Origin of the sequence: Xanthomonas phaseoli pv. dieffenbachiae (genome assembly GCF_008639345.1) — a bacterium.
Classification (GTDB): domain Bacteria; phylum Pseudomonadota; class Gammaproteobacteria; order Xanthomonadales; family Xanthomonadaceae; genus Xanthomonas; species Xanthomonas phaseoli.
This window is the reverse complement of record NZ_CP041380.1, coordinates 3,005,551-3,030,906: the sequence shown is the minus strand read 5'-3', so window position 1 is coordinate 3,030,906 and position 25,356 is coordinate 3,005,551. Positions and strand designations below refer to the sequence as shown.

General features: G+C 66.3%; 22 protein-coding genes. 16 read left to right on the top strand and 6 right to left on the bottom strand.

Annotation, left to right across the window (positions count from 1 at the left end; translation table 11 throughout):
- Positions 1-15 precede the first annotated feature (15 nt).
- Positions 16-1,482 (top strand): rhomboid family intramembrane serine protease, encoded by a 1,467-nt coding sequence (locus tag FLG15_RS13755; RefSeq protein ID WP_057678824.1) that lies wholly within the window; start codon positions 16-18, stop codon positions 1,480-1,482.
- 135 nt (positions 1,483-1,617) lie between these two features.
- Here FLG15_RS13755 and FLG15_RS13745 read toward each other — a convergent pair whose 3' ends face one another.
- Entirely contained in the window at positions 1,618-2,892 is a 1,275-nt protein-coding gene (locus FLG15_RS13745; RefSeq protein WP_057678823.1) for a DUF4013 domain-containing protein, read from the bottom strand.
- A gap of 358 nt (positions 2,893-3,250) precedes the next feature.
- On the opposite strand from FLG15_RS13745, the gene nudK reads away from it, so the two are divergent.
- Positions 3,251-3,850 carry a GDP-mannose pyrophosphatase NudK gene (gene nudK, locus FLG15_RS13740; RefSeq protein WP_057678822.1) on the top strand — a complete coding sequence of 200 codons (600 nt, stop codon included), beginning with the start codon at positions 3,251-3,253 and terminating at the stop codon, positions 3,848-3,850.
- Between the two features lie 73 nt (positions 3,851-3,923).
- On the opposite strand, the gene FLG15_RS13735 is transcribed toward nudK, so the two are convergent.
- Together FLG15_RS13735 and FLG15_RS13730 are read right to left on the bottom strand one after the other, a co-directional pair.
- The gene (locus FLG15_RS13735) at positions 3,924-4,442 is read right to left on the bottom strand and encodes a hypothetical protein (protein WP_057678821.1); all 519 of its coding nucleotides are present in this window, start codon (positions 4,440-4,442) and stop codon (positions 3,924-3,926) included.
- A gap of 117 nt (positions 4,443-4,559) precedes the next feature.
- Entirely contained in the window at positions 4,560-6,065 is a 1,506-nt protein-coding gene (locus tag FLG15_RS13730) for a helicase HerA-like domain-containing protein (RefSeq protein WP_150146570.1), read from the bottom strand.
- A 293-nt stretch (positions 6,066-6,358) separates the two neighbouring features.
- Here FLG15_RS13730 and FLG15_RS13720 point away from each other — a divergent pair, with 293 nt between their 5' ends.
- Positions 6,359-7,942, top strand: coding sequence for a transglycosylase SLT domain-containing protein (locus FLG15_RS13720; RefSeq protein WP_057678819.1), 1,584 nt, complete (start codon positions 6,359-6,361; stop codon positions 7,940-7,942).
- Between the two features lie 407 nt (positions 7,943-8,349).
- Here the strand turns inward: FLG15_RS13720 and asd are convergent, their stop codons facing one another.
- Complete coding sequence (gene asd / locus FLG15_RS13715; protein WP_039567218.1) at positions 8,350-9,192, bottom strand: archaetidylserine decarboxylase; 843 nt, start codon at positions 9,190-9,192, stop codon at positions 8,350-8,352.
- Entirely contained in the window at positions 9,189-9,839 is a 651-nt protein-coding gene (locus FLG15_RS13710; RefSeq protein ID WP_008577518.1) for an SCO family protein, read from the bottom strand. The genes asd and FLG15_RS13710 overlap by 4 nt, the downstream gene beginning before the upstream one ends.
- 80 nt (positions 9,840-9,919) lie before the next feature.
- Here FLG15_RS13710 and prmB point away from each other — a divergent pair, with 80 nt between their 5' ends.
- From prmB to FLG15_RS13670, 8 genes are all read left to right on the top strand, one after another.
- Entirely contained in the window at positions 9,920-10,846 is a 927-nt protein-coding gene (gene prmB / locus FLG15_RS13705; protein ID WP_057686978.1) for a 50S ribosomal protein L3 N(5)-glutamine methyltransferase, read from the top strand.
- Between the two features lie 10 nt (positions 10,847-10,856).
- Complete coding sequence (gene aroC, locus FLG15_RS13700) at positions 10,857-11,960, top strand: chorismate synthase (protein WP_057677617.1); 1,104 nt, start codon at positions 10,857-10,859, stop codon at positions 11,958-11,960.
- Positions 11,953-13,011 (top strand): 2-hydroxyacid dehydrogenase, encoded by a 1,059-nt coding sequence (locus FLG15_RS13695; protein WP_057677616.1) that lies wholly within the window; start codon positions 11,953-11,955, stop codon positions 13,009-13,011. The genes aroC and FLG15_RS13695 overlap by 8 nt, the downstream gene beginning before the upstream one ends.
- Before the next feature lie 83 nt (positions 13,012-13,094).
- Positions 13,095-14,120: an aspartate-semialdehyde dehydrogenase gene (locus FLG15_RS13690; protein WP_150146567.1), complete on the top strand. Its 1,026-nt coding sequence runs from the start codon at positions 13,095-13,097 to the stop codon at positions 14,118-14,120.
- 686 nt (positions 14,121-14,806) lie between these two features.
- Entirely contained in the window at positions 14,807-16,762 is a 1,956-nt protein-coding gene (locus FLG15_RS13685; RefSeq protein WP_485130653.1) for a type IV pilus assembly protein FimV, read from the top strand.
- Positions 16,759-17,166 carry a VOC family protein gene (locus FLG15_RS13680; protein WP_039567208.1) on the top strand — a complete coding sequence of 136 codons (408 nt, stop codon included), beginning with the start codon at positions 16,759-16,761 and terminating at the stop codon, positions 17,164-17,166. Before FLG15_RS13685 ends, FLG15_RS13680 begins: the two co-directional genes overlap by 4 nt.
- Before the next feature lie 175 nt (positions 17,167-17,341).
- Positions 17,342-18,115, top strand: a complete 774-nt coding sequence (gene truA / locus FLG15_RS13675; RefSeq protein ID WP_008570951.1) for a tRNA pseudouridine(38-40) synthase TruA — start codon at positions 17,342-17,344, stop codon at positions 18,113-18,115.
- Complete coding sequence (locus FLG15_RS13670; protein WP_008570953.1) at positions 18,112-18,780, top strand: phosphoribosylanthranilate isomerase; 669 nt, start codon at positions 18,112-18,114, stop codon at positions 18,778-18,780. The genes truA and FLG15_RS13670 overlap by 4 nt, the downstream gene beginning before the upstream one ends.
- A gap of 404 nt (positions 18,781-19,184) precedes the next feature.
- Here the strand turns inward: FLG15_RS13670 and FLG15_RS13665 are convergent, their stop codons facing one another.
- A complete protein-coding gene (locus FLG15_RS13665; RefSeq protein ID WP_057677612.1) occupies positions 19,185-20,111 on the bottom strand; it encodes a LysR family transcriptional regulator in 927 nt (308 codons plus the stop codon).
- Between the two features lie 105 nt (positions 20,112-20,216).
- On the opposite strand from FLG15_RS13665, the gene trpB reads away from it, so the two are divergent.
- From trpB to glmM, 5 genes are all read left to right on the top strand, one after another.
- Entirely contained in the window at positions 20,217-21,434 is a 1,218-nt protein-coding gene (gene trpB / locus FLG15_RS13660) for a tryptophan synthase subunit beta (protein ID WP_005914297.1), read from the top strand.
- Positions 21,435-21,478: 44 nt separating this feature from the next.
- Positions 21,479-21,859, top strand: a complete 381-nt coding sequence (locus tag FLG15_RS13655) for a hypothetical protein (protein WP_057677611.1) — start codon at positions 21,479-21,481, stop codon at positions 21,857-21,859.
- Between the two features lie 43 nt (positions 21,860-21,902).
- Positions 21,903-22,709, top strand: coding sequence for a tryptophan synthase subunit alpha (gene trpA, locus FLG15_RS13650; RefSeq protein WP_057677610.1), 807 nt, complete (start codon positions 21,903-21,905; stop codon positions 22,707-22,709).
- Between the two features lie 381 nt (positions 22,710-23,090).
- Positions 23,091-23,978, top strand: coding sequence for an acetyl-CoA carboxylase, carboxyltransferase subunit beta (accD, locus tag FLG15_RS13645; protein ID WP_003485520.1), 888 nt, complete (start codon positions 23,091-23,093; stop codon positions 23,976-23,978).
- Positions 23,975-25,324, top strand: a complete 1,350-nt coding sequence (gene glmM / locus FLG15_RS13640; protein ID WP_057677609.1) for a phosphoglucosamine mutase — start codon at positions 23,975-23,977, stop codon at positions 25,322-25,324. Before accD ends, glmM begins: the two co-directional genes overlap by 4 nt.
- Positions 25,325-25,356: the final 32 nt, after the last annotated feature.

Here is a 25,356-nt window from a genome sequence, read left to right as displayed (position 1 = left end):
GACACGGACGTTGTCATGCTGATCATGCCGCTGCACAAACCCTGGTCGCGCCAGAACATCCCCTGGGTAACGCTGCTGCTGGTGCTGATCAATGTGGCGGTCTACCTGGGCTACCAACGCAAGGACGACAGCCTGGTCGAGAGCGCCGTGCACTATTACGTGCACTCCGGCTTGGGCGCGCTGGAGGCCGATGCGCATGCGCGCTACCTGCAGCAGACCGCCAACGCCAAGCTGCGCGCGGCACGCCAGGCAAAACTGGACAGCGTGCCTAAACCGCAACGCATCGCGTATCTGGCGCACCTGACGATGCACGATGTCGCCTTCGAACACGCCCTGCGTAGCGGCAGCTTGTTCAAGGACGACGCGCATCTGCGCGAGTGGCGTGCATTGCGTGCGCCTTACCAAACGCGGCTGTCAAAGATATTTACGCTGCGCCACTTGCAGCGCAGTTCCGAATGGTCGCCAGCGCGCATGCTGACCGCCACGTTCCTGCACGGCAGCTTCGATCATTTGCTGGGCAACATGCTGTTTCTGCTTGCCTTGGGTACCTTGCTGGAAGGCGCGATCGGCAGTGGCTGGTTCCTGTTGTTGTATGTGCTCGGCGGATTCGGCGCCAGCCTGGCCAGCTTGTGGTGGCGCTGGGGCGAGCCCGGCGGCGGTCTGGGCGCCTCCGGCGCCATCGCTGCGCTGATGGGCGCGTTCTGCGTGGTCTGGGGCAGGCGCAGGGTCCGTTTTTTCTATTGGTTTTTCGTGGTCTTCAATTACGCACGCGGCCCGGCGATCCTGCTATTGCCGCTGTGGCTGGGCTGGGAGTTGTATAGCCTGGCATCCAACGACGACGGCGCAGTCGCCTTTGAGGCGCATGCCGGGGGACTGGTGAGCGGTGCCTTGTTGGGCGCCTTGCTGGTGGTGTTGCGGCAGACCCGGCCGGTATTCATGGAGGAGGGCGACGCAGTTGCGGTGGACGATCGCTGGGCGCGTGCGCAGCGCCATCTGGGCCGGATGGAAAACGCCGAGGCCGAACATGTGCTGGCGGAGTTGGCGAGCGAGCAGCCGCACAATCTGGAGGTTGCGCTTGCGCGTTATCGCGCCGCGCGTCATGCAGGGCGCAGCCAGGACAGCCTGCGCCACGCCGAGACGCTGCTGGCCCTGCAAACCCACAGCGCCGAACAGACGCGCATCCAGCTGGCAGTCGCCTCCGAACTCGGCAAGGCCAAGATCGCCTGCAGTCCGACGGCGCGCAAGGCGCTGATCGCTGCGTGCATGCGTAACGGCCTGTTGGCCGATGCCGAGTGTCTGTTGAAGGACGGCGAACTGAGTACGCCCCGCGACGAATTAGCCCAACAGTGGTTCGTGCTTGCCTTGCGTCACGGTGAGCTGCAAGACGGTGCGCAACGTACGCGCTTGTTGCGCCAAGTGCTGGATCAGTTTCCCGAGCAGGCACAGGCGAACAAGGCGCGTTTTTTGCTCGAGAACGGGTGAGCGGTTCCGCTCGACGCGCGCGCCTTGACGCGCGCGACGCCGGGCGGGCAAAAGCCGGTCGAGTTGGCCGACAGGGATGGTTCTGGGTGTGATGGACTCTGTCTGTCTGGAACCTGCAGAAGGGTCCTCAGCCGATCACGCCGGCTGAATGGCCACCGCTTTCAGTGCCGCATCCAGCTTCGCGCGCAATGCTTCGTCGTCGCAGCGATCCGTCGCATTCTGCAAGACGGCCCGCGCTTGCTCGTCGCGACCGAAGCGCTCGGCGAGCAGCACGCCGGCGTCCAGCGACCAGGCAGGCAGCATCGGGTCGCGCGGCCACGCAGCGATGGCGGCCAGCAGGCCATCGGTGACCAGTTGGAACTGCCCGGCCATCTTTGCGCGCTCGGCCAGCAGGTTGGCCTGCTCAGGCGTCAGTGGCGTAAATGTGGCGTCGATGTCCAGCGCTTCGCGCTGCAGCGCGAGCGCGCGCCGTTCCTGCTTTTCCTGCAACAGCCGATTGATGTATTGGCGAGTGTGTTCGCGTAGTTCGTCGTTGCGATGGTGTTGGCGCAGCAAGCGCTGATACAGCTCGTGCACCGCCAGGCTCACCGCGCGCGAGCGCACCGCGCCACGCAAGGCCTGAAAGGCTTCGTCGGAATGCCCGTCGCGCACGTACTGTTCCGCTTCGTCGAGCAGGCGCTGGTCCGGGTCGCTGCGTTCGTGCGCATCCGCGCCACTGGGCACATAGCCCAGCTCTTCGTGGTACTGGTACACCAGGTACCCCAGCAAGTGAAAGCTGGCGAACAGCGTCCAGATCGAGGTCACCATGACCGTCGCTTCGCGCACGAGCGGCGGAAGGTATTTGGTAGCGAAGAAGACCGCTGCCGTGCCGCTGCCCTGGATCACGTAGAGCAGGCCGTAGGCGGCCAGATACGGCCAGCCGATCCGGAGCGCCATGTCGATGGAGACGGCGGGGTTGAGTGCGCGGCGCAGGCTGCCGTCGATGGCCAGCGAGATCAGCATGCCCGGCAGCAGCAGCATGGTGCCCAGATAGGCAACTGCCAGGCCGAACGGGCCGGCGATCACGGCTCCCACGCCGATCACGATGCCCAGCGCGATGGCCAGCAGGATCAGGCGCAGTACCGCGCTGTCGAAGCTGTTGTAGCCCAGGCGTGGCGCATCGGTCTGGCCATCGGCGGTGTGGCGCAGAATGTCGAAGGCATAGGTGTAGGTCGCCATGCCCAGCACACCGGCAATCACCAGTTTCAGGATGCCCGGCAGCACCAACAATGCGCTGCACAGCGTCAATGCGATCAGCGCATATAGCGCCGAGCCACGCAGCGGGTAGGTGGCGATGGCGGGAATGCGGGTCCAGAACGGTGCAGGCGCAGCTTGCGCGGCCAGCGTGCGTGCGCGAAAACGGTCTTCCATGACGCTCCCCAAGCGTGTGATGTGACCGGATTGTGCGGGGCCGCGTGTCGCCACGCAATCAGGGGTGGTCAAGCCGACAAACCTGGATCGCCCGCGACCGGCGACATGTCGCGGGCATGGTCTGCAAACTGCTGGCCAGGCAGTGCATCAGTGCCGGCATTGCATTGGAGCATGCTGTGTCCGACAGCAGCGTCGGCGCATCGGCAGCCCGCCAATGCGGTGCGTGCGTGACTGTCCGAGGTTCCAATCGAGCCACAGGTAAAATGGTGGCCCGCCGCGCTCTTGCGGTCCTGCGAGCGACCGCGCGCCGCAGCCGCAGCCGCGGCACTGCCATCGCCCGCATCACAAGGAGTATTGCTTGATTCCGTCTGCCACCGGCAACCCGCAGGTCCGCATTCGCAGCATCGATGTGCTCTCGGACAATTGGTATGTGCTGCGCAAGGTCACGTTCGATTTCCAGCGCAAGGACGGCCGCTGGCAGACCTTGTCGCGCGAGGCCTACGATCGTGGCAACGGCGCCACCATCCTGCTGTATAGCCGAGCCAAGCAGACGGTGATGCTCACCCGTCAGTTCCGCCTGCCGACGCTGCTCAATGGCAACCCGGATGGCATGTTGATCGAAACCTGTGCCGGCCTGCTCGACCAGGACGATGCGCTGACCTGCATCCGCAAGGAAACCCAAGAAGAAACTGGCTACCGCATCGACGACGTGCGCAAGGTGTTCGAGGCCTTCATGAGCCCTGGCTCGGTCACCGAACGCCTGTACTTCTTCGTCGGCGAATACTTCGACGGCGACAAGCTCAATCAGGGCGGTGGACTCGAAGAAGACGGCGAAGAGATCGAAGTGCTGGAGCTGTCGCTGGATGCAGCGCTGGCGATGATCGGCTCAGGTGAGATCGCCGATGCCAAGACCATCATGCTGTTGCAGTACGCCAAGTTGCATGGTGTGTTGGATTGAGGTGCGCGCTGTCTACCCTGCCCAGTATGGGTAAGTAGGCAAACACGCAACGCGCGGATGCCCAGGCTCTCGCTCAACGAGCTCGTCTCAACACTTTGTCTCGATGTTCTAGTGGATTGCCGCTGTGGCAGTTATTGCCGTCTTGAGCTAACGAAAAGCTAGCTTGCTGCCCTTTCGGATCAGTTTCTTGGTCGATCCGAAATCCATACATATTCGGATTGAGCGAGAGATCGGAGACGTCGTCGCGCGAGAGAATCAGGCACTCGTCTCCGTTCTTATCGAGCCACCAAGGTCCACGTTCGGTTGTGGTGGTGGTGTTGCGTTGCGTTTCGGGCGCGATACATGCCGTCTTCAAAATGTATCGCCGGCTTTCCTTGTTTCCTTTGGCCTCAAGCCAGAGTTCTGCGCTAACGGCCTGGCATTGCGTATTGTCTGGGTGCAGCTTGCCGACATAGTGACCTGCAAGCAGGTGCTGCCTGCCCTGTGGCCATGCGCTGGGCGGGTCGTCTTGATTTGCGTTCTGCTCAGCGAAGGTTGTGCCCGCGCTGATGAGTAAAAAAAGTGACGAAATAACAGCTGCATCTGCTTGCATCTGCGAGTCTCCTTGACCTCCGGATGTGGTGCTGCGCGAGCACGCTCGATTGCGATGCCTTGTTGGTCAGGCTTTATTGCGTGGAGGCGCACAACCACGCTGGTTGCAATGCAAGGCTCACCGCTTCCCACCAAAAATGCTACCGAAGATGCCGCGCACGATTTGCTGGCCGATCTTGTTGCCCACCGTGCGCGAGGTCTGCTTGGCCATCGCTTCGAGCATGCCCTGGCGGCGGCCGGTGCCGAACACCGCGTCCTTGACCGCCTGGCCGAAGCCGCTGTCGTGCGCGTCGTCGTCTTCGCGAGTGCGGGCAGGCGGTGCGGCATTGTGTTCGGCCACCTGTTCGACGCGACGCGCCAGCAGTTCGGCAGCCGATTCGCGGTTGATCGCGGTGTCGTAGCGGGTGCCGACCGGGCTGCAGGCGCGTACCTGCGCGCGTTCGGGCGGCGTGATCGGCCCCATCCGGCAGCGCGGCGGTGCGATCAAGGTCTGCTGTACCGGCGCCGGCACGCCCTTGCCCTGCAGCGGCGACACCAGCGCCTCGCCGGTGCCCAGGCTGGAGATGGCGGCGGCGACATCGAGCTTGGGATTGCCGACGAAGGTTTGCGCGGCGGTCTTGACTGCTTTCTGGTCGCGCGGGGTGTAGGCGCGCAGTGCGTGCTGCACGCGGTTGCCGAGCTGGCCGAGGATGTTGTCGGGAATGTCGTCGGGAAACTGCGAGCAGAAATACACGCCCACGCCCTTGGAACGAATCAGGCGCACCACTTGTTCGATGCGCTGCACCAGCGCCGCCGGCGCATCGTCGAACAGCAGGTGCGCCTCGTCGAACACGAACACCAGTTTGGGTTGTTCCAGGTCGCCTACTTCGGGCAAGCGTTCGAACAGTTCCGACAGCAGCCACAGCAGGAAGGTGGAGTACAGCTTGGGCTTGAGCACCAGTTGGTTGGCAGCCAGGATGCCGATCACGCCACGGCCATCCGGCGCGACGCGCATCAGTTCGGCCAGCTCCAGCGCAGGCTCGCCGAAGAACTGTTCGCCGCCGTCCTGGGACAAACGCAGCAAGGCGCGCTGGATGGCGGCCACCGATTGGCTGGACACCAGTCCATAACTGGTGGAGAGCTCCTTGCGCTCTTCGACCACCAGCGCGAGCAGCGCGCGCAGGTCGTCCAGGTTCAGGAGCAGCAAGCCGCGGTCGTCGGCCAGCTTGAACACGATGTCCAGCACACCGGACTGGATGTCGTTGAGTTCCAGAATCCGGGCGAGCAGGGTGGGGCCCATCTCGCTGACGGCGGTACGCACCGGATGCCCCAGCTGGCCATACAGGTCCCAGAACACCACCGGGTTGGCGGTCGGGGCGTAGTCGGTCATGCCCAAATCGTTGGCGCGCTGCAGCACGCCGGGCGCGCCATCACCGGCCACGGCCAGGCCGGCGACATCGCCTTTCACGTCCGCCAGGAACACCGGAACGCCCAGCCGCGAGAAGCCTTCGGCCAGGGTCATCAAGGTCACGGTCTTGCCGGTGCCGGTGGCGCCGGCTACCAGCCCGTGGCGGTTGCCGAAGCGGCCTTCCAGCACAACCGGGATATCGTCGGTGACGCCTTTACCGAGCAGGAACGAGGCCATTGCGCTGATCCGGTAGGAAAGGGCCGATTCTAACGGGCAAACCCAGTGGGCAATGCCGGCCGGCAACTCGGCAGATCCTGGTCGGCAGGCTGGGTCGAACGGGCGATCATGCACGCGCAGCGCTGCAGCCGCAGACGCACCCAATTCCTCGCGTCGGTGAGCCGGTTGGCAGGTGCCGCACGCATCGATCGCGCCCACCAAGCTAACGGCCCACTGACCCCGGTGGCCCCGCTGCCTTGCCCCGATGTTGCCCCGGCGGCTACCCTGCCTGCCTTTCCGCTGTACTGCCTACGATGCCGCTCGCTCATTTTGGTTTGCGCCCATGGCCTGTCCTGGCTGTGGTGGCGCTGATGTCTGTCGTCCCCGCCGCCCACGCCATCTCCAAACGCGACACGGAGAAGGCCGCCGCGCTCGATGCGCGCATGGCCGCCGCCGAAAAGCGCTATCGCGATGCGCTGGTGCTGGTGAACAACTCCGACCCCAAGGGCACCGCCGAAGGCGATGCCGCGCTGGAGGACATGGAAGACATCATCGACGCCTGCATCAAGCAACGTGGTTGCCTGGTGTCCAACCAGTTGGCCACCTACAAGCGCCTGCTCAAGGCGCGCGCCGATGCCGAGGCGCCGGCCGCCGAAGATCCGGAAGACGACGACACGCTGCTGCAAGCCGACCCGGACCATCTCGGCCCGGCGTCGAACGGCGTGCCAGAGGCCGCGCGTGTCGCCACGCTGCTCAACGACCAGCGCCACGACTTCGACAAGATGGTGCAGTACAACCCGGCCGTGCAGGCCGGTATCCGGCGCTGGCTCACCGATATGCGCCCGGCGCTGCTGACCAGCTACGAAAACTACAGCAACCTGCGCGGCGTGATGTGGCCGGAATGGCAGAAGCGCGGCCTTCCAGAAGCGCTGCTGTTCGGCATCATGGCCAAGGAATCCAACGGCAAGGTGCATGCCAGCTCGCGCGCGGGTGCGGCCGGGTTGATGCAGTTCATGCCTGCCACCGGACGTCGCTTCGGGCTGGGCCCGGACGGCACCGGCTTCGATACGCGCTTTGATGCACGCAGTGCCGCCGAAGCCAGCGCCGCCTACCTCAATGAGCGCATGGCCGGGCTCAACCGCAGCATCGAACTGGCACTGGCCGCCTACAACGGCGGCGAAGGCCGTGCCGCACGCGTGTTCTCGCAGAGCGGCGGGCGCGGCTTCTGGGAGCAGGACGTCTATAACCAGTTCCCGGCCGAAACAAAGGACTACGTGCCGATGGTGATCGCGGCGGCGTGGATCTTCCTGCACCCGCGCCAGTACGGGGTGGATTTCCCCAAGCTCGATGCGCAGCCGGCCACGCTCAAGCTGGCCAAGTCGACCACCATCTACGAACTCACCATCTGCCTGGGCAGCATGGGCACGCGCGACGGCTACATGCGTGCGCTGCGCAATCTCAACCCGCGTTACGAATCCGACGGCTGGATTCCGGCCGGCACGGTCATCAATGCCACCAACCGCATCGTCAACCTCTACACCCGTTACTGCGTCAACGGCCCGCGTGCGGATCTGGCACGTACCCTGATCACCGCCGACCTCAACAGCGCGATCGTGCGCAGCAGCAGCGCGCCTGAGTACGTGCCCAGCGTCGCGGTGGGCGATGTCAGCCAGATGGCCGGCATCCCGACCACGGTCGCTACCGGCCAGCCGGCAGTGGCCAAGCCCAAGGCCAAGCAGGTACGCAGCTACACCATCGCCAAGGGCGACACGCTCGGTCGCGTGGCGAACAAATACCAATGCGAGATCAAGGAGCTGGCCAAGGCCAACGGTTTGAAGGCACCGTCGTACGCCCTCAAGCCCGGGCAGAGCATCAAGCTGGCCGGTTGCGATCGCTGAACCATGCGCTGTTGGTGCGGTGCTGATGGCCGCACCTGTTAGGCGGCGGTGCGCATCGGGCTGAACCCGCTAGCGTGGGGCAGGCCAGGCCGCGTCAACGCCGGTCCGGTAGCCTCAAACACGGGCTGGAGCTTTTCGATCTGAAGCTGGGAACACAGCGCGCGGGTATGCGCCGCGTTCTCGGGCATGCTTGGTCGCGGCCAGGTCCGCTCCTGCGATGGCGGCGAGCTCGTGACAAGTCTGGTTGCCGCGGGAGCGGAACCGGCAGCGACGAAGCCTCCAAATCGCCCTGTTGTGTGCCGTGTGTTTTTTATCTTGGGCCGAGCAAGACGGTGCGCGTAGGGGCTGCGCATCGTCGGGAATGTCTGGTTACGGCCAAGTCCGCTCCTACGCCGCGGTGTTGCACTTCACTGGCGACGGGCGAGCGCCTGGCCAAGACGAACCGATGTTTCGGCCGCAAGATTGCCATCTAGCGTGGCCACGCCCGGCGGCAGCAGCACGATCACGGTCGAGCCGTAATTGAACCGGGCCATCTCCGCGAACTTTTCCAGCACGATGCCCTTGCCGCGATAGTCCTTGCGCGTGATGCGGTCGCCATAGCGCGGAATCTCCACGCCGCTCCAGACCGTCTCCACACCCGAGACCAATAACGCGCCAACCATCACCGAGGCCATCGGGCCGAACTCGGTGTCGAAGTGACACACCAGCCGCTCGTTGCGCGCGAACAGGCGCGGCACGTTGCGCACTGCATCCGGGCCCACGCTGAACAGCCGGCCGGGCACGTGCACGGTTTCGCGCAGGGTGCCGGTCCACGGCATATGCACGCGGTGGTAGTCCTTGGGCGAGAGATACACGGTGGCGAACAGACCGTTGTTGAACGGCACTGCGGCCGCTTCGTCGCCAAGCAACTCGGCAGCGGTGAACGACTGCCCCTTGGCCTGGAAAATGCGGCCGTTCTCGATCGGGCCGAGCTGGCTGATGCGGCCGTCGGCCGGCATCAGCACCGCCGCAGGGTCGGCATCCGGCACGCGCGCGCCGGGCTTCAAGGCGCGGGTAAAAAACGCGTTGAAGGTGGGGTAGGCGCGCGGATCCGGCTCCTGTGCCTCGCTCAGGTCCACGCCGAACTTGCGCGTGACCGTGTCGATCAACCACTGCTTGGTGGAGGGGGTCTGCGAATAGGCCAGCGCGCGCGCCAGCGACGACAGCAACCGGTGCGGCAGCACGTAGGTCAGGGAAGTGACGAGACTCACGGAGCGGTTACCTTGGTCAGCTGTTGGAGGTCGGCGGCGATCGCCTTCGGATCAAGCGGGGGACGGATCAACCCGGCCAGACGGCCTTGCGGATCGAGCACGGCGATGCCGGCCGAATGATCCATGCTGTAGTCGTTGGGATTCTGCGCATAGCCCTTGCCCGGCACCTTCTGGAACACGAAGCCCAGCGCGGTGGCAAAGCGCTCCAGCGCCGGCACGTCGGCAGTGGCGGCCAGGGTGTCCTTGTGGAAGGCGTGCGCGTACTCGCCCAGGCGCGCAGGCGGATCGCGCTGCGGGTCCACCGAGACGAACAGCACGCGCGGGCGCAAGCCATCGGGAATGCTTTCCCATTGCTGTTGCGCCACGGCCAGATCGGTCAAGGTGGTGGGGCAGACATCGGGGCAAAACGTGAAGCCCAGAAACACCAGCGTCCAATGCCCCTTGAGCTCGCCGGGCACCAACTGGGTGCCGTCGGACTGGCGCAGGCTGAATTGCGGCAGCGGGCGCGGCTGCGGATAAAAGGTGATGGTCTTGGTGGGGGGCCATGGCGAACTGGGCGCGCCGCCAAGGAACTTCTGGCCCAGCAACATCCCCAGGCCAGCGGCCAGGGCCACCAGTAGCACGATGCCGGTATTGCGATTGAACATGGCGGTTTCCAGTGCAACGGACGCTCATGATACCGATCCGACCTCTATAATCGGGGGCCGATTCCTCTTTAGTTGTTGCCATGACTGCCGCCGCGGCCGACGAACTGCACACCATCATCGACCTGATCCGCTATGGCACCAGCCGTTTCAACGCAGCCGGTCTGACCTTCGGCCACAGCTACGACAATGCGCTGGACGAAGCCACCCAACTGGTGCTGCACAGCCTGCATCTGCCGCACGATCTGGGCCCGGCCTACGGCCAGGCGCGCTTGCTGCGCTCGGAAAAAGAGCAGGTGCTCGGTCTGTTCGAGCGCCGCATCACCGAGCGCGTGCCGGCCGCGTACCTCACCGGCGAGGCCTGGTTTGCCGGCCTGAGTTTCAAGAGCGATGCGCGTGCGCTGGTGCCGCGTTCGCCGATCGCCGAACTGATCGAAGCCGGCTTCGAGCCGTGGCTGGGCGGGCGCGAGGTGACCCGTGCGCTCGACCTGTGCACCGGTTCGGGCTGTATTGCCATCGCGATGGGCCACTACAACCCGCAGTGGGATGTGGACGGCGTGGACATCAGCGACGATGCGCTGGCGCTGGCCGCCGAAAACAAGGCGCGCCTGCATGCCGACAATGTCAGCTTGCTCAAGTCGGACCTGTTCGCCAGCCTGGGCGGTCGCCAGTACGACCTGATCGTCACCAACCCGCCGTACGTCACCAACGACGAAACCGACGCGCTGCCGCAGGAGTATTCCTACGAGCCCGAACTGGGCCTGCGCGCCGGCGACGATGGCCTGGACCTGGTGCTGAAGATCCTGCGCGATGCGCCGCAGCACCTGAGCGAAGACGGCCTGCTGATCTGCGAGGTGGGCGAGTCCGAGCAGCACCTGGTCAAGCTGCTGCCGGAAGTGGATCTGGCCTGGGTCGAGTTCAAGGTGGGGCAGATGGGCATTTTCGCGGTGGAATGCCGCGAATTGATCGCCCACGGCGCCCGCATCGCCGAGCTGGCCGCGCAGCGATGAGCCTGCGCGCATGAGTGCCAATTCGTTCGGCAAGCTGTTCACTGTCACCACCTTCGGCGAATCGCACGGGCCGGCGATCGGCTGCGTCGTCGACGGCTGTCCTCCCGGCCTGGAGCTGGCGCCGGAAGAGTTCGCCCACGACCTGCAGCGCCGCGCCAGCGGCAAGAGCCGGCACACCTCCGCGCGCCGCGAGGCCGACGCCATCGAGATCCTGTCCGGCGTGTACGAAGGCCGCACCACCGGCACGCCGATCGGCTTGCTGATCCGCAACACCGATCAGCGCAGCAAGGACTACAGCAATATCGCCCAGCAGTTCCGTCCGGGCCATGCGGATTACACCTACTGGCAGAAGTACGGCATTCGCGATCCGCGCGGCGGCGGGCGCTCGTCGGCGCGCGAAACCACCATGCGCGTGGCCGCCGGCGTGATCGCCAAGAAGTGGCTCAAGCAGCGTTATGGCGTGCTGGTGCGCGGTTTCCTGTCGCAACTGGGCCAGATCCGTCCCGCTGGTTTCGACTGGGATGCGGTGGAAGACAACCCGTTTTTCTGGCCGCATGCCGCGCAGGTGCCGGAACTGGAAACCTACATGGATGCGCTGCGTAAATCCGGCGATTCGGTCGGTGCGCGGGTGGACGTGGTCGCTGGCGGCGTGCCCGCAGGCTGGGGCGAGCCGATCTACGGCAAGCTCGATGCCGAACTCGTGGCGGCCTTGATGAGCATCAATGCAGTCAAGGGCGTGGAGATCGGCGACGGCTTTGCCAGCGCGGCGCAGAAGGGCACCGAGCACCGCGACCTGATCACCCCGGAAGGCTTTCTCAGCAACCATGCTGGCGGCATCCTGGGCGGAATCTCCACCGGCCAGGCGGTCACCGCCTCGATGGTGCTCAAGCCCACCTCCAGCCTGCGCTTGCCCGGCGCCACGGTGGATGCCGACGGCAGCGTGGTCGATGTCATCACCACCGGCCGGCACGACCCGTGCGTGGGCATCCGCGCCACGCCGATCGCCGAGGCGATGATGGCGCTGGTGCTGATGGACCAGGCGCTGCGTCACCGTGCGCAATGCGGCGATGTGGGCGAGGTGTCGCCCCGCATTCCCGGGCAGGTCGATGTCTGACGGCCGTCGCGCCAAGGTGTGGGTCAGCCAGCCGCTGTTCGACGATGTCGTCGCGCAGTTGGGCGAGCATTTCGAGCTGACCACCACGCAGCGCGTCAGCGCGTATTCGCCGGCCGAGCTGGCTGCGCAACTGGCACCGCTGGACGGCGCCCTGATCACCCTCAACGAGCGTATCGGCGCGACCGAAATCGCCTCCGCGCCGCAGCTGCGCGCCATCGCCAATGTCGGCGTGGGCTACAACAACCTGGATCTGGATGCGCTGAGCGCCGCCGGCATCCTGGCCAGCAACACGCCGGACGTACTCACCGAAACCACCGCCGATCTCGGCTTCGCGCTGCTGATGGCCACCGCGCGCCGCATCACCGAGTCCGAGCGCTGGTTGCGCGACGGGCAGTGGGGGCAATGGTCGTTCAAGACCATGCTCGGCGCCGATATCCACGGCAGCACGCTCGGCATCCTGGGCATGGGCCGGATCGGGCAGGGCATCGCGCGGCGCGGCGCGCACGGTTTCGGCATGCGCGTGCTGTATCACAACCGCAGCCAGTTGCCGGCCGCCACCGAACAGGCGCTGGGCGCGCAGTACGTCGATTTCGAGACGTTGCTGGCGCAGTCCGATCACCTGGTGCTGGTGCTGCCGTACACCACGGAGTCGCATCACTTCATCGACGGCGCGGCGCTGGGCAAGATGCGCGCGACTGCCACGCTGGTGAATATCGCCCGCGGCGGCATCGTCGATGAGCTGGCGCTGGCCGACGCGCTGGCCAACGGCCGCCTGGCCGGTGCCGGCCTGGATGTCTACGAAGGCGAGCCGCGTGTGCGTCCGGAGTTGCTGGCGCTGCACAACGTGGTGCTCACCCCGCATATCGGCAGCGCCAGCCTGGCCACCCGCCGCGCGATGGTGCAACTGGCGGTTGACAACCTGATCGCTGCGCTGGGCAAGGGCCCGCATGCCGGCAACCCGCCGAGCGCGCTCAATGCCGATGCGATTGCCGCTGCCAAACGTGGCGGCGCGATCGTGGGCGCGAGCAAAACCATTTCGACCAAACGATAGGGAACCTCCGCGGCCAGCGTTGGAGGTTCCCCGAACCCAGCGCGCAGTGCTTCCTCATTTCCCCTTTCGATAAAGACAAACTCATGAGCAACGAAAACCGTCGTTTCAACGTCGCCGTCGTGGGCGCCACCGGCGCTGTCGGCGAGACCATGCTGAGCATCCTGGCCGAGCGCAACTTCCCGGTCGCCACCCTGTACGCGCTGGCGTCGTCGCGCTCGGCGGGCGGGCAGGTGGAGTTCAATGGCGGCAAGGTCGATGTGCTGGACCTGGCCGAGTTCGACCCCGCCGGCGTGGACATCGCGCTGTTCTCCGCCGGCGGCAGCGTGTCCAAGGAATACGGCCCCAAGTTCGCCGCGGCCGGTGCGGTGGTGATCGATAACTCCTCGGCCTTCCGTTACGACGACGACGTGCCGCTGGTGGTGTCCGAGGTCAACCCGGAGGCGCTCAAGCAGCGCCCGCGCGGCATCATCGCCAATCCCAATTGCTCGACCATGCAGATGCTGGTGGCGCTGGGCCCGATTCACCGCAAGTACGGCATCGAGCGCATCAATGTGGCGACCTACCAGTCGGTCTCCGGCGGCGGGCGTTCGGCGATGGAAGAACTGGGCAAGCAGACCAGCGAGCTGCTGAGCTTCCAGGACATCGATCCGCAGCGTTTCCCGGTGCAGATCGCCTTCAACCTGATCCCGCACATCGACGACTTCCAGGACAACGGCTACACCAAGGAAGAGATGAAGCTGGTCTGGGAAACCCGCAAGATCCTCGGCGACGACAGCATCCAGGTGAATCCCACCGCGGTGCGCGTGCCGGTGTTCTACGGCCATTCCGAAGCGGTGGCGATCGAGACCCGCGACAAGATCACCGTGGAAGCGGCGCGCGCGCTGCTGGAAGCATCGCCCGGCGTGGAAGTGGTGGACGAGCGCAAGCCCGGCGGCTACCCGACCCCGGTCACGCATGCGTCCGGCAAGGATGCGGTGTTTGTCGGTCGCATCCGCGAAGACTTCTCGCATCCGCGTGGCCTGAACCTGTGGATCGTCTCCGACAACATCCGCAAGGGCGCCGCGCTCAACGCCGTGCAGTTGGCCGAACTGGTCGCACAGGAAGGCTGAGGGGCACGACAAAAACGGCCGCGCAGTCGCCATCGGCGCGCGCGGCCCGTGCATGGTGCAGCAGGCACCGCCCGGTCACTGCGGTTCACTGCGGTGCTGAGCGCGCCGGTTGCACCTGCATGAGGACTGGTCGCTTCACGCGGTTGGCGGCTCTACACCGCCGTGCACATGCACGAGCATGTCGGCGCGCAATGATGCTTTCCAGACAGGCGCACCGCGAGCAAGCGCTCTGGCAGGGTGCGCGCCGACGCGTAGAAGGTCTGCTCGATTCTCAACCAAGCTCCAACCTGCACGCGCGCTGCCCGTCGCGTGCCTGCAGACATGCGTACGTGCGCGTGTCGCCTGCTATCGCACGCCCTACGCGTCGAGGGGTCTTGCAGCTTGCGCGAGCCGTCACGCCGCCCGCCGCTCGCACACGCCATTGCCTGCAGAGGACGCGACATTGGTGTCACATCGTGGCATCGCGCAGTTCGTGACGTTGCACCACGCAATCTGCCGACAAACCGTTGCGCGCTGGAGACCTCGCGCAGTGCGAGCGCCCATCAACGCTTGCCTGTTTGCAGTGGCCACGCATGCATGCCGCACTGCGGCAGCGTCGCTGGCGCAGCGCTCTGGATCACGGCACCGACTTTTTCGCTCATTCAGCGGCTATATTGATGCCCATGAAACATAGGGGCGGGGGCGCGATGCGTCCGATACAAGGGATAGGTGCGTTGCTGCTGATGGCCTGCAGCGGCGCCGCAATGGCGTTGGGGCTGGGCGATATCCGGGTGCTGTCCAAGCCCGGGCAACCGCTGGTGGCCGAGATTCCGGTCATCTCCAACGAGCCGGGCGAGCTCGACAACGCGCGCGTGGCGCTTGCATCGGCCACCACGTTTGCGCGGGTCGGCCTGGAGCGCCCACAAGGGCTGGTCAGCAATCTGCAGTTCCAGTTCGCGCAGGACGCACGCGGGCGGGCAGTGATCCGCGTCACCAGCAGCCAGGCGGTGGACCAGCCGGCGATCAACTTCCTGATCGAGGTGGAGTGGGGCCAGGGCCGGCTGGTGCGCGAATATTCCGCCTTGGTCGATGCGCCCAATACCGCGGCCGCCATCGCCGAGCCGGCCATCGAAGCGCCGCGTGCCGGTTCCAGCAATGCGATTGCACGCGAGCCGGCGCCGGTCGCCGACCGCACCGCGCAAGACAACGCCAGCGCCGAACCGGCCGCACGTGCGACTGCCAGTGCGTCTGCCGGGTCTGCGACGCAGGCCGGCGATGCGTTGCCGGCCGTGCGCGCGGGCCAGACCTTGTCGGAGATCGCCGCGGTAGTGGCGCGTTCCAGCGGGAATTCGCTGGACCAGACCATGCTGGCGTTGCTGCGCACCAATCCGGACGCCTTCATCAACGGCAACATCAACCGCCTGAAGCAGGGCGCGGTGCTGCGCACGCCGCAGGAAGACGCACTTGCCCAGGTCGGTGCGGCCGAAGCGGCGGTCATGGTGCGCGAGCAGGCCGCGCAGTGGCGGCAGGCGCGATCGGCGGTGCCGCAACCGGCCGAGGCCGGCGCTGCCGCTACCGCCACGCCGCCGCCCGCCACGCCTGCCGCAGCGTCCGGCAACGGCGCGCGGCTCGAAATCGCCCCTGCAGTGGCGAGTCAGACCAACACCGCCGGCGTCACGTCCGGCACCAGTGCCGAAGGCGAGGGCGAGATGGCGGCCAATCAACAATTGCAACAGGCCAAGGAAGACATCGCCACCCGCGATGCGGAATTGCAGGACCTGCGGACCCGCGTGGCGGATCTGGAAAAGCTCAAGCAGCAACAGCAAGCGCTGATCGCCATGAAGGACAGCGATCTGGCGGCCGTGCAAAAACGCCTGTCGGAAACTCCGGCGGCCGCACAACAGGGCGGCGGTTTTCCGCTGTGGTTGATCGGCGGGCTGGTGTTGATCGTCGCTGCCGTGGTGGCGTGGCTGGCCGCGCGCCGCCGCAAACCCTCGCCGCTGCCGCCGTTGCCGCGTCGGCAGTTCGACTTCGTCCTGCCTGGCGCACCGGTGCAGGCCGCCGAACCGCAAGACGCGACGCCAACCACCGAGCCCAGCGAGCGCGATGTGGTGCACGAGACCGAATTCGAGCAGGCCGATCTGCGCGACGAAGAGCGCGCCCATGACACGCAGCAACCGTTGTCGGAGGTGTTGCGTCGCGAGCCGCTGCCGTCCGAGCCGGCTGCTGCACCCATGGCGGTCAACAGCGACGACTGGCGTGCGCTGCGTGCCGCACCGCCGGTGGTGGCAACGCCGCCGCAGCACACCACGCCCGTCGACGAGGCGCAGGCCCCGCCGCAACCGGCGTCCGAAGCTGTGGAAACGCGCCACGCAGATGTCGCGCCCACGATCGGCGATGTTCCGTCGAACGCCTCCCCGGTCGCGGTGGCCACGCAAGACAGCCTGGATTTCGAACGTGCGCCTGCGGCACCGAGTGCCGCGCCCAGCGCGTCGGCCAGCCGGGGCATCGCCTCGGCCGGGCGCGATCGCCTGGAACTGGCGGTGGCCTACATGGACCTGGGCGACAAGGACACCGCGCGCGGCCTGCTGCTGGAAGTTGCCGCCACCGGCGACGACGCCACGCGCGCCGAAGCGGCCGAGCTGCTGGAACGCCTGGCATGAGCCCGGCGATCGACTGCCTGCCCGCGCAGACAGGCGCCGCACGCGAGCGCCGGATCGATTATGTGGAGTTCGCCTCCATCGATCCGGATGCCAGTCGTGCGTTTTTCGAAGCGGTGTTCGGTTGGCAATTCCAGGCCTACGGCCCGGATTACCTGGCCTTCAACGATGGCCGCCTGGACGGCGGCTTCTACCGTGCAGCCGCGCCGGCGCCGGAACAGGGTGGGCCGTTGGTGGTGCTGTATGCGGACGCGTTGGCCCCGGTAATGGAGCGCGTGCGTGGCGCAGGCGGGGAGATCGTCAAGCCGATATTCGGTTTTCCGGGCGGCAGCCGGTTTCATTTCCGCGAGCCCGGCGGCACCACCTTGGCCGTGTGGTCCGAGCATAGCGTCGGGTCCGACGACTGAGCACGCACCTGCGCGCTGGCCGCACGCGCGTTGCCGCGGCTCGGCACCCACCAGGCAATGCGGCTCGTACACTTCACCTTCTTTGCGGCGGCGGGGCTGGGCTGGCAATCGCCTGCGCTGGCGGTGGCATGACCGGCGCGCGGATTTCTTCGATTCACTCATAGGGCAGATACCGATGCGTTACGCGCTGGGCGTGGAATACGACGGCAGCGAGTTCCAGGGCTGGCAGCAGTTGGGCGAGCATGGCGGGCCGAGCGTGCAGGCCAGCCTGCAGGCAGCCTTGTCGTCGGTCGCCGATGCGCCGGTGCAGGTGGTCTGCGCCGGGCGCACCGACGCCGGCGTGCATGGCGAATGCCAGGTGGTGCATTTCGACAGCGACGCACGCCGCGAGCCGCGTGGCTGGATGCTGGGCACCACTGCGCGCCTGCCGCCGTCGATCGCCGTGCGCTGGTGCGTGCCGGCAGCCGATGACTTCCATGCGCGCTTTTCCGCGCGCGCGCGTCGTTACCGCTATCGCCTGCTCAATCGGCAGATTCGCCCGGCGCTGTATCGGCAGACCCTGAGCTGGGAGCGTCGCCCGCTCGATGCCGATGCCATGCATGCGGCAGCACAGGCGTTATTGGGCGAGAACGATTTCAGCGCGTTCCGCAGCGTGCAATGCCAGGCCTTGCACGCACGCCGTCACCTGCAAGCCATCCACGTGCAGCGTATCGGCGAGGTGGTGGAGGTGCAGGTCCAGGCCAATGCATTCCTTCATCACATGGTGCGGAATATTGTGGGCTCGCTGATTTTGGTCGGTACCGGCGAGCAGCCGGCCGACTGGATCGCGACGTTGCTCGCCGGACGCGACCGCACTGTGGCCGGCCCGACAGCGCCGCCACAGGGTCTGGTGTTTATCGGACCTCTGTATCCTGCAGAGTGGCATCTGCCTGCTGAGGTGACCCAATGAATCGATCGCTGTACCGCACCCGTATCAAGTTTTGTGGCATGACCCGCGCCGGCGATATCCGGCTGGCCGGCGAGCTGGGTGTGGACGCGGTAGGTTTCATCTTTGCGCATGGCAGCCCCCGGCGCGTTGCGCCGGCAGAGGCGCGCGCGATGCGCCAGGCGACTGCGCCGATGGTCGATGTGGTGGCGTTGTTCCGCAACAATTCCAAGGAAGAGGTGCGCGAAGTGGTGCGCACCGTGCGCCCGACCTTGTTGCAGTTCCATGGCGAGGAAGACGACGCGTTCTGCCGCAGCTTCAACCTGCCGTATCTCAAGGCGGTGCCGATGGGCAGCAGCGGCGTGAATGGCGAAGATGCCAACGCGCGTACGCTGCAGTTGTCCTATCCCAATACCGCTGGTTTCCTGTTCGACAGCCATGCGCCCGGCGCGGGCGGCGGCACCGGCAAGACCTTCGACTGGTCGCGCCTGCCCACCGGCTTGCATCGTCCGTTCCTGTTGGCCGGCGGCATCAACGCCGACAACGTGTTCGACGCCATCGTGGCCACCTTGCCCTGGGGGGTGGACGTTTCCAGTGGCGTGGAGCTGGCGCCGGGCATCAAGGACGGCCACAAGATGCGCAAGTTCGTCGAGGAAGTGCGGCGGGCGGATTGTCACGACATGTCGTGAGGGTGGGATTTGGGATTCGGGATTGGGGATTCGTAACAGCAGGCGCGTGACGCGGCTGGGTCGTTTGGATAGCTATCAGTGTGCGTGCGCGTAGCATGCTTTCCGAATTCCGAATTCCGAATAACGATCAGCAATCATTAATCAGCCCTCAGCGACCTTCCCGCACGTTGCGTTCATCTCGCTGGATACAGTCGCGGTTTCGCCATTTAAGGCGGTTTAACGAGCGTTCGCGCGCTAGATGGCGGTCCTTCAGGCTGAGCCGCGACTGACGTCTTTGTGTCTTCTGGCTAGTTGTGCCGATGCGTGGCCTTCCGCTCGGCAGGTATAGCTCCTGACGGTACACACGCTCGTCGCGAGGTGTGGGCGGGCGATGCAGTGTTGCAACGAACATCTGCGATAGCCGCTCAGGCGTTCGTTGCACCCATGGCCAGAGACATGTGCTGATCTTCCGCCAGCGCTTTGCCTAGCCAACCCGCCAGTCGTTCGATGCGTGGATCCGGGTTGCGCTTGGCGGCGCACAGCACCCAGCGGCCGGGCGTGGCGGTGAAGCCCCATGGCGCCAGCAGGCGCCCGGCTGCCAGGTCCGCGGCGACCAAGGGCTGCGGCGCAATCGCGATTCCAAGGCCAGCGGCAGCGGCTTCCAGCAGATACACCAGGTGTTCGAATTCGGTGCCGAAGTGCAACCCCTCAGGTGCCAGCCCGTGCGCCTGGGCCCATTCCGGCCAGGCCTGCGGGCGCGAGCGGGTGTGCAGCAGCGCGTGATCGCCGAGCGCGGCCGGGCCGCTCCCCTCGATCTGCAGGGTGGATGCGAGCTGGGGGCTCAACACCGGCCCGATCCACTCCACGCCCAGGGTGCGGACCTGCCACTCGCTCGGCCAGGGCGGGGTGTCCAGCAGCAGGGCAGCATCCAGGCCGTCCAGGTCCGGGCCGGGCGGTTGTTCGCTGGCCGACAGATGCAGGCGCACATCCGGTAGCTCTTGCTGCAGCAGTCCTAGGCGCGGAATCACCCAGCGCGCCAGCAGGCTGCCCGAACACCCGAGCACCAGCGGCGCTTCGGTGGCCGGGCGTTGCAATGCCGCCCAGGCCTGACTAATCAGGCCAAAGCCTTCGCCAGTGGCATCGCGTAGCCGAACGCCCGCCGCGGTCAGCACCAGGCCGCGGCCCTGGCGCGCAAACAGCGCGGTGCCCAATGCCTGTTCCAGGGAGCGCACGTGCCGGCTGATGGCGCCATGGGTGACGTGCAGTTCCTGGGCAGCACGGCTGACGCTCTGCAGGCGCGCGGCAGCGTCGAACGCACGCAGCGCTGCCAGCGGAGGAAGCAAGGTGCTCATGTGTGATTCCAGCTCACAGGTTGCGGCAATCTTATCGATTTATCCCGTGCCGCGGCTGCGCTAGAGTGACGCTTCTCGTATGACGCATTGCTGCAGAGGATTTCCATGTCGGCCCAGCCCATCAGTGACTTTTACGCCTATCCGGATGCTGCCGGCCACTTCGGCAAGTTCGGTGGCCGTTTCGTCGCCGAAACCTTGATCGGCCCGCTGCAGGAACTGTCCGCTGCCTACGATCAGGCGCGGCAGGACCCGAGTTTCATTGCCGAATACGACAAGGACCTCAAGCACTACGTCGGCCGTCCCAGCCCGATCTACCATGCCGAACGGCTCAGCCGTGAAGTGGGTGGGGCGCAGATCCTGCTCAAGCGCGAAGACCTGAACCACACCGGCGCGCACAAGATCAACAACACCATCGGCCAGGCCTTGCTGGCCAGCCGCATGGGCAAGACCCGCATCATTGCCGAGACCGGAGCTGGCCAGCACGGCGTTGCCAGTGCCACCGTGGCCGCACGCCTGGGCCTGGAATGCGTGGTCTATATGGGCGCCACCGATATCGAGCGGCAGAAGATCAACGTCTACCGCATGAAGCTGCTCGGCGCCACGGTGATCCCGGTGACCTCCGGCTCGGCCACGCTCAAGGACGCGCTCAACGAAGCCATGCGCGACTGGGTGACCAACGTGCGCGACACCTTCTACATCATCGGCACCGTGGCCGGCCCGGACCCGTACCCGCGCATGGTGCGCGACTTCAACGCCATCGTCGGCCGCGAGGCGCGCGAACAGATGCTGCAGGACTATGGCCGGCTGCCGGATGCGATCAGTGCCTGCGTGGGTGGCGGCAGCAATGCGATCGGTCTGTTCCATGCCTTCCTCAACGATCCCGGCGTCAAGATCTATGGCGCCGAAGCGGCCGGCGACGGCATCGCCACCGGCCGGCATGCCGCCTCCATCGCCGCAGGTCGCCCGGGCGTGCTGCACGGCAACCGCACCTACGTGATCTGCGACGACGACGGCCAGATCACCGAGACGCATTCGATTTCCGCTGGCCTGGATTACCCCGGCGTGGGCCCGGAGCATTCGTTTCTGTCCGACAGCGGTCGCGCGGTGTACCAGGGCATCACCGACGACGAGGCGATGGCGGCCTTCCATCTGCTGGCGCATACCGAAGGCATTCTGGCCGCGCTGGAGTCCAGCCATGCGGTGGCGCAGTCGATCAAGCTGGCGCGCGAGCTGCCCAGGGATGCGCTGGTGTTGTGCAATCTCTCCGGGCGTGGCGATAAGGATGTGCATACCATCGCGGCGCGCGAGGGAATCGCGCTTTAAGCGTGGCTGCGGCTAACGCTCTCTCCGGATGCAGGGACGCGGCGATGCTCGAAGGAATGCTCCAGTTGGTGGCCGAGGTGCTGCTGCAGGCCTTGACCGAGCTGCTGATCGAACTTGGCCTGCACGCTGTCGCCGAGTCGTTCGAGCGCAGGCCCTCGCCGGGGCTGGCAGCGGTCGGCTACGCAATCGCGGGTGCGTTGCTTGGCGGTGTCAGTCTCTGGCTGCTGCCGCAGCACCTCACCGCAACCCACGGCGCGCGACTGGCAGCGCTAGTGATCGTACCGCTAGTCGCCGGTGGGCTGATGGCCGCGCTTGGTGCGTGGCGTGCGCGGCGCGGCGACCCGGTGCTGCGCATCGATCGATTTTCCTACGGCTACCTGTTTGCGCTGTGCTTTGCGCTGATGCGGTATTTCTTTGCCACCTGAGGTTCCATGGCGGCTGGCTTTCCTCCCTTGTTCGAGTGATTTCATGCGTCGTATCGATTCCCGCTTCGCCGAGCTGCGTGCCAATGGGCGCAAGGCACTGATCCCTTTCATCACCGCCGGCGACCCATCGCTGGAAGCCACCGTGCCGGTGATGCACGCGCTGGTGCGCGCCGGTGCCGATGTGATCGAGTTGGGTGTGCCGTTCTCCGACCCGATGGCCGACGGCCCCACCATCCAGCGCAGCTCCGAGCGCGCGCTGGCACGTGGCGCCGGCCTGGCGTATGTACTGGAAGCGGTGCACGAGTTTCGCCGCGAAGATGCCACCACGCCGGTGGTGCTGATGGGCTACCTCAACCCGATCGAGATCCATGGCACGCGACGCTTCGCCGAAGCCGCGGTCGCCGCGGGCGTGGATGGTGTGCTGCTGGTCGACCTGCCGCCGGAAGAGGCCGGCGAAACGCGCACCATCTTCACCGAGGTCGGCTTGGCGCTGATCGCACTGGCTTCGCCCACCACCAGCGAGCAGCGCCTGGACATGCTGTGCAGCACCGCGCAGGGCTATCTGTACTACGTCAGCTTTGCCGGCGTCACCGGCGCCTCCAATCTGCTCGACACCCACGCCGCCAGCGACCGCCTGCGCCAGCTGCGCCAGCGGGCCGGCGCGCCGGTGGTGGCCGGCTTCGGCATCAAGGATGCGGCCAGTGCCGCTGCCATGGCCGTGGATGCCGATGGCGTGGTGGTGGGCAGCGCCCTGGTCGCCGCGTTGGCGGAAGCAGGCGAGGTCCGCAGCGCCCGTGAGCGCGCCGAAGCGTTCCTTGCCCCACTTCGGCAGGCGCTGGATCACCGCTAACGCCAGACCTCAGGACCTTCTCGCGTGGATGCACGGGGCTTCGCCCGCACCCTCATCCACCCCTGCGGGGTACCGTCTCTCCCATCTGCGAGGACAATGTCCCGATCGGAGAAGGAATCAAAGCCCCGCTCCTGCGGGAGGGGGGGAGGTGAGGGGACGGGCGAAGCAGCGCCGGGCTGGGCGAAGGCGTTGACAGCCATTGAACACACGGTGCCCCGCAGCATGCCAACCTGCTGCATATCGCCCGACAGCTTGCACCACAACGCTCCGCCACAGCGGCAACCCGCCATGTCCGGCGCGCTGCACCAGCCTGGGGCGCTGCGTTAGACTGTCGCCCCTCTGCGGCCCGCCAGGCCGCCCTGCATGGATTGTCATACACGCATGAGCTGGCTCAGCAAATTGATGCCCTCCGGCATCCGCACCGAAAACACACCGGCCAAGAAGCGCAGCGTCCCCGAGGGCCTGTGGGAAAAGTGCAGCAATTGCGGGAGCGCGCTGTACGGCCCGGAACTCGAAGAGAACCTCGAGGTGTGCCCGAAGTGCGATCACCACATGGCGATCCGCGCCCGCGCGCGCCTGAATTCGCTGTTCGACCCGGACACCGCGACCACTGAAATCGCCGCGCAGCTCGGGCCGGTCGACGCGCTCAAGTTCAAGGACCAGAAGCGCTACGGCGAACGCATCAAGGCCAGCCAGAAGGCCAGCGGCGAATACGACGCGCTGATCGCCATGCGCGGCACGCTCAAGGGCAATCCGCTGGTCGCCGCTGCGTTCGATTTCGCCTTTATGGGCGGCTCGATGGGGTCGGTGGTCGGCGAGCGCTTTGCGCGCGCGGCCGAAGTGGCGCTGGAAGTCGGCTGCCCGTTCGTGTGCTTTTCCGCCAGTGGCGGCGCGCGCATGCAGGAAGGCCTGTTCTCGCTGATGCAGATGGCCAAGACCTCGGCCGCGCTCGGCCGCCTGCGCGAAGCCGGCCTGCCGTATATCTCGGTGCTGACCCATCCCACCACCGGCGGCGTGTCGGCCTCGTTCGCGATGCTTGGCGATATCAACATCGCCGAGCCGCATGCGCTGATCGGCTTTGCCGGCCCGCGCGTGATCGAACAGACCGTGCGCGAAACGCTGCCGGAAGGTTTCCAGCGCTCGGAGTTCCTGCTGGATCACGGCGCCATCGACCAGATCTGCGACCGCCGCCAGATGCGCGACCGCATCGCCGAGCTCACCGCGATGATGATGCGGCAGCCGCATCCGCAAGACGCCGACGCCGCATGAGCGCACGCAAGTATTTCGGCACCGACGGCATCCGCGGCCGGGTCGGGCAGGGCGTGATCTCGGCCGATTTCGTGCTGCGCCTGGGCAATGCGCTTGGCCGTGTGCTGACCCGGGGCCGCAGCAAGCGGCCGTTGGTGCTGATCGGCAAGGACACCCGCATTTCCGGCTACATGTTCGAAGCGGCGCTGGAAGCCGGCCTGGTTGCCGCCGGGGCCGACGTGCAGCTGATCGGACCGATGCCGACCCCGGCCATCGCCTTTCTGACCAGCACGCTACGCGCCGACGCCGGGGTGGTGATCAGCGCCTCGCACAATCCGCATTACGACAACGGCATCAAGTTCTTCTCCGCCGAAGGCGAGAAGCTCGATGACGCCACCGAAGCGGCGATCGAAGCGGCGTTGGACGAGCCGTTCCACACGGTGGACTCGGAGCGATTGGGCAAGGCCATCCGCACGCGTGATGCCATCGGCCGCTATATCGAATTCTGCAAGGCCAGCGTGGCGCGCGGTTTCACCCTGCACGGGCTGAAGATGGTGCTGGATTGCGCGCACGGCGCCACCTACCACATCGCACCCATGCTGTTCCGCGAGCTGGGCGCCGACGTGGTGGTCATCGGCGCTGCGCCGGACGGGCTCAACATCAACGCCGGTGTGGGCTCGACCCATATCGAGAATCTCGCTGCCAAGGTGCGCGAGTGCGGTGCGCACCTGGGCATCGCCTTCGACGGCGACGGCGACCGCGTGCTGATGGCCGACGACCAGGGCAACCCGGTCGATGGCGACGATCTGCTGTACGTGCTCGCGCGCTCGTGGCAGGCCAGCGGCCGGCTGGCGGGTACCGTGGTCGGCACCTTGATGACCAATTACGGTCTGGAACAGGCATTGGCTGCACTGAACATCCCGTTCCAGCGCGCCAAGGTCGGCGACCGCTACGTGCATCAGGCCCTGGTCGAAGGCGGCGGCACCTTGGGCGGCGAAACGTCCGGTCACCTGTTGTGCCTGGACCGTGCCAGCACCGGCGATGGCATCGTCAGTGCGCTGCAGGTGCTCGAGGCGCTGGGTCGCGACGGGCAGAGCCTGCGCGAGGCGCTGGGCAGCCTGAGCAAGGTGCCGCAGAAGACCGTCAACGTGCGCCTGGATGGCGGTACCGCCAAGGCCATTGTGGAAGCGGCCAACGTGCGCCAGGCATTGCAGCAGGCGCAGGCCGCCGTGCAAGGCCGTGGCCGCGCGTTCCTGCGTCCGTCGGGCACCGAGCCGGTGGTGCGGGTGACCGTCGAAGCCGACGACGCCGGCCTGATGCAGGACACGCTCGACCGGCTCTCGGGTGCAGTGCGTGACGCGGCGTGAGTCGATCGTCATTGGCGTCTGCGTGGTCATCG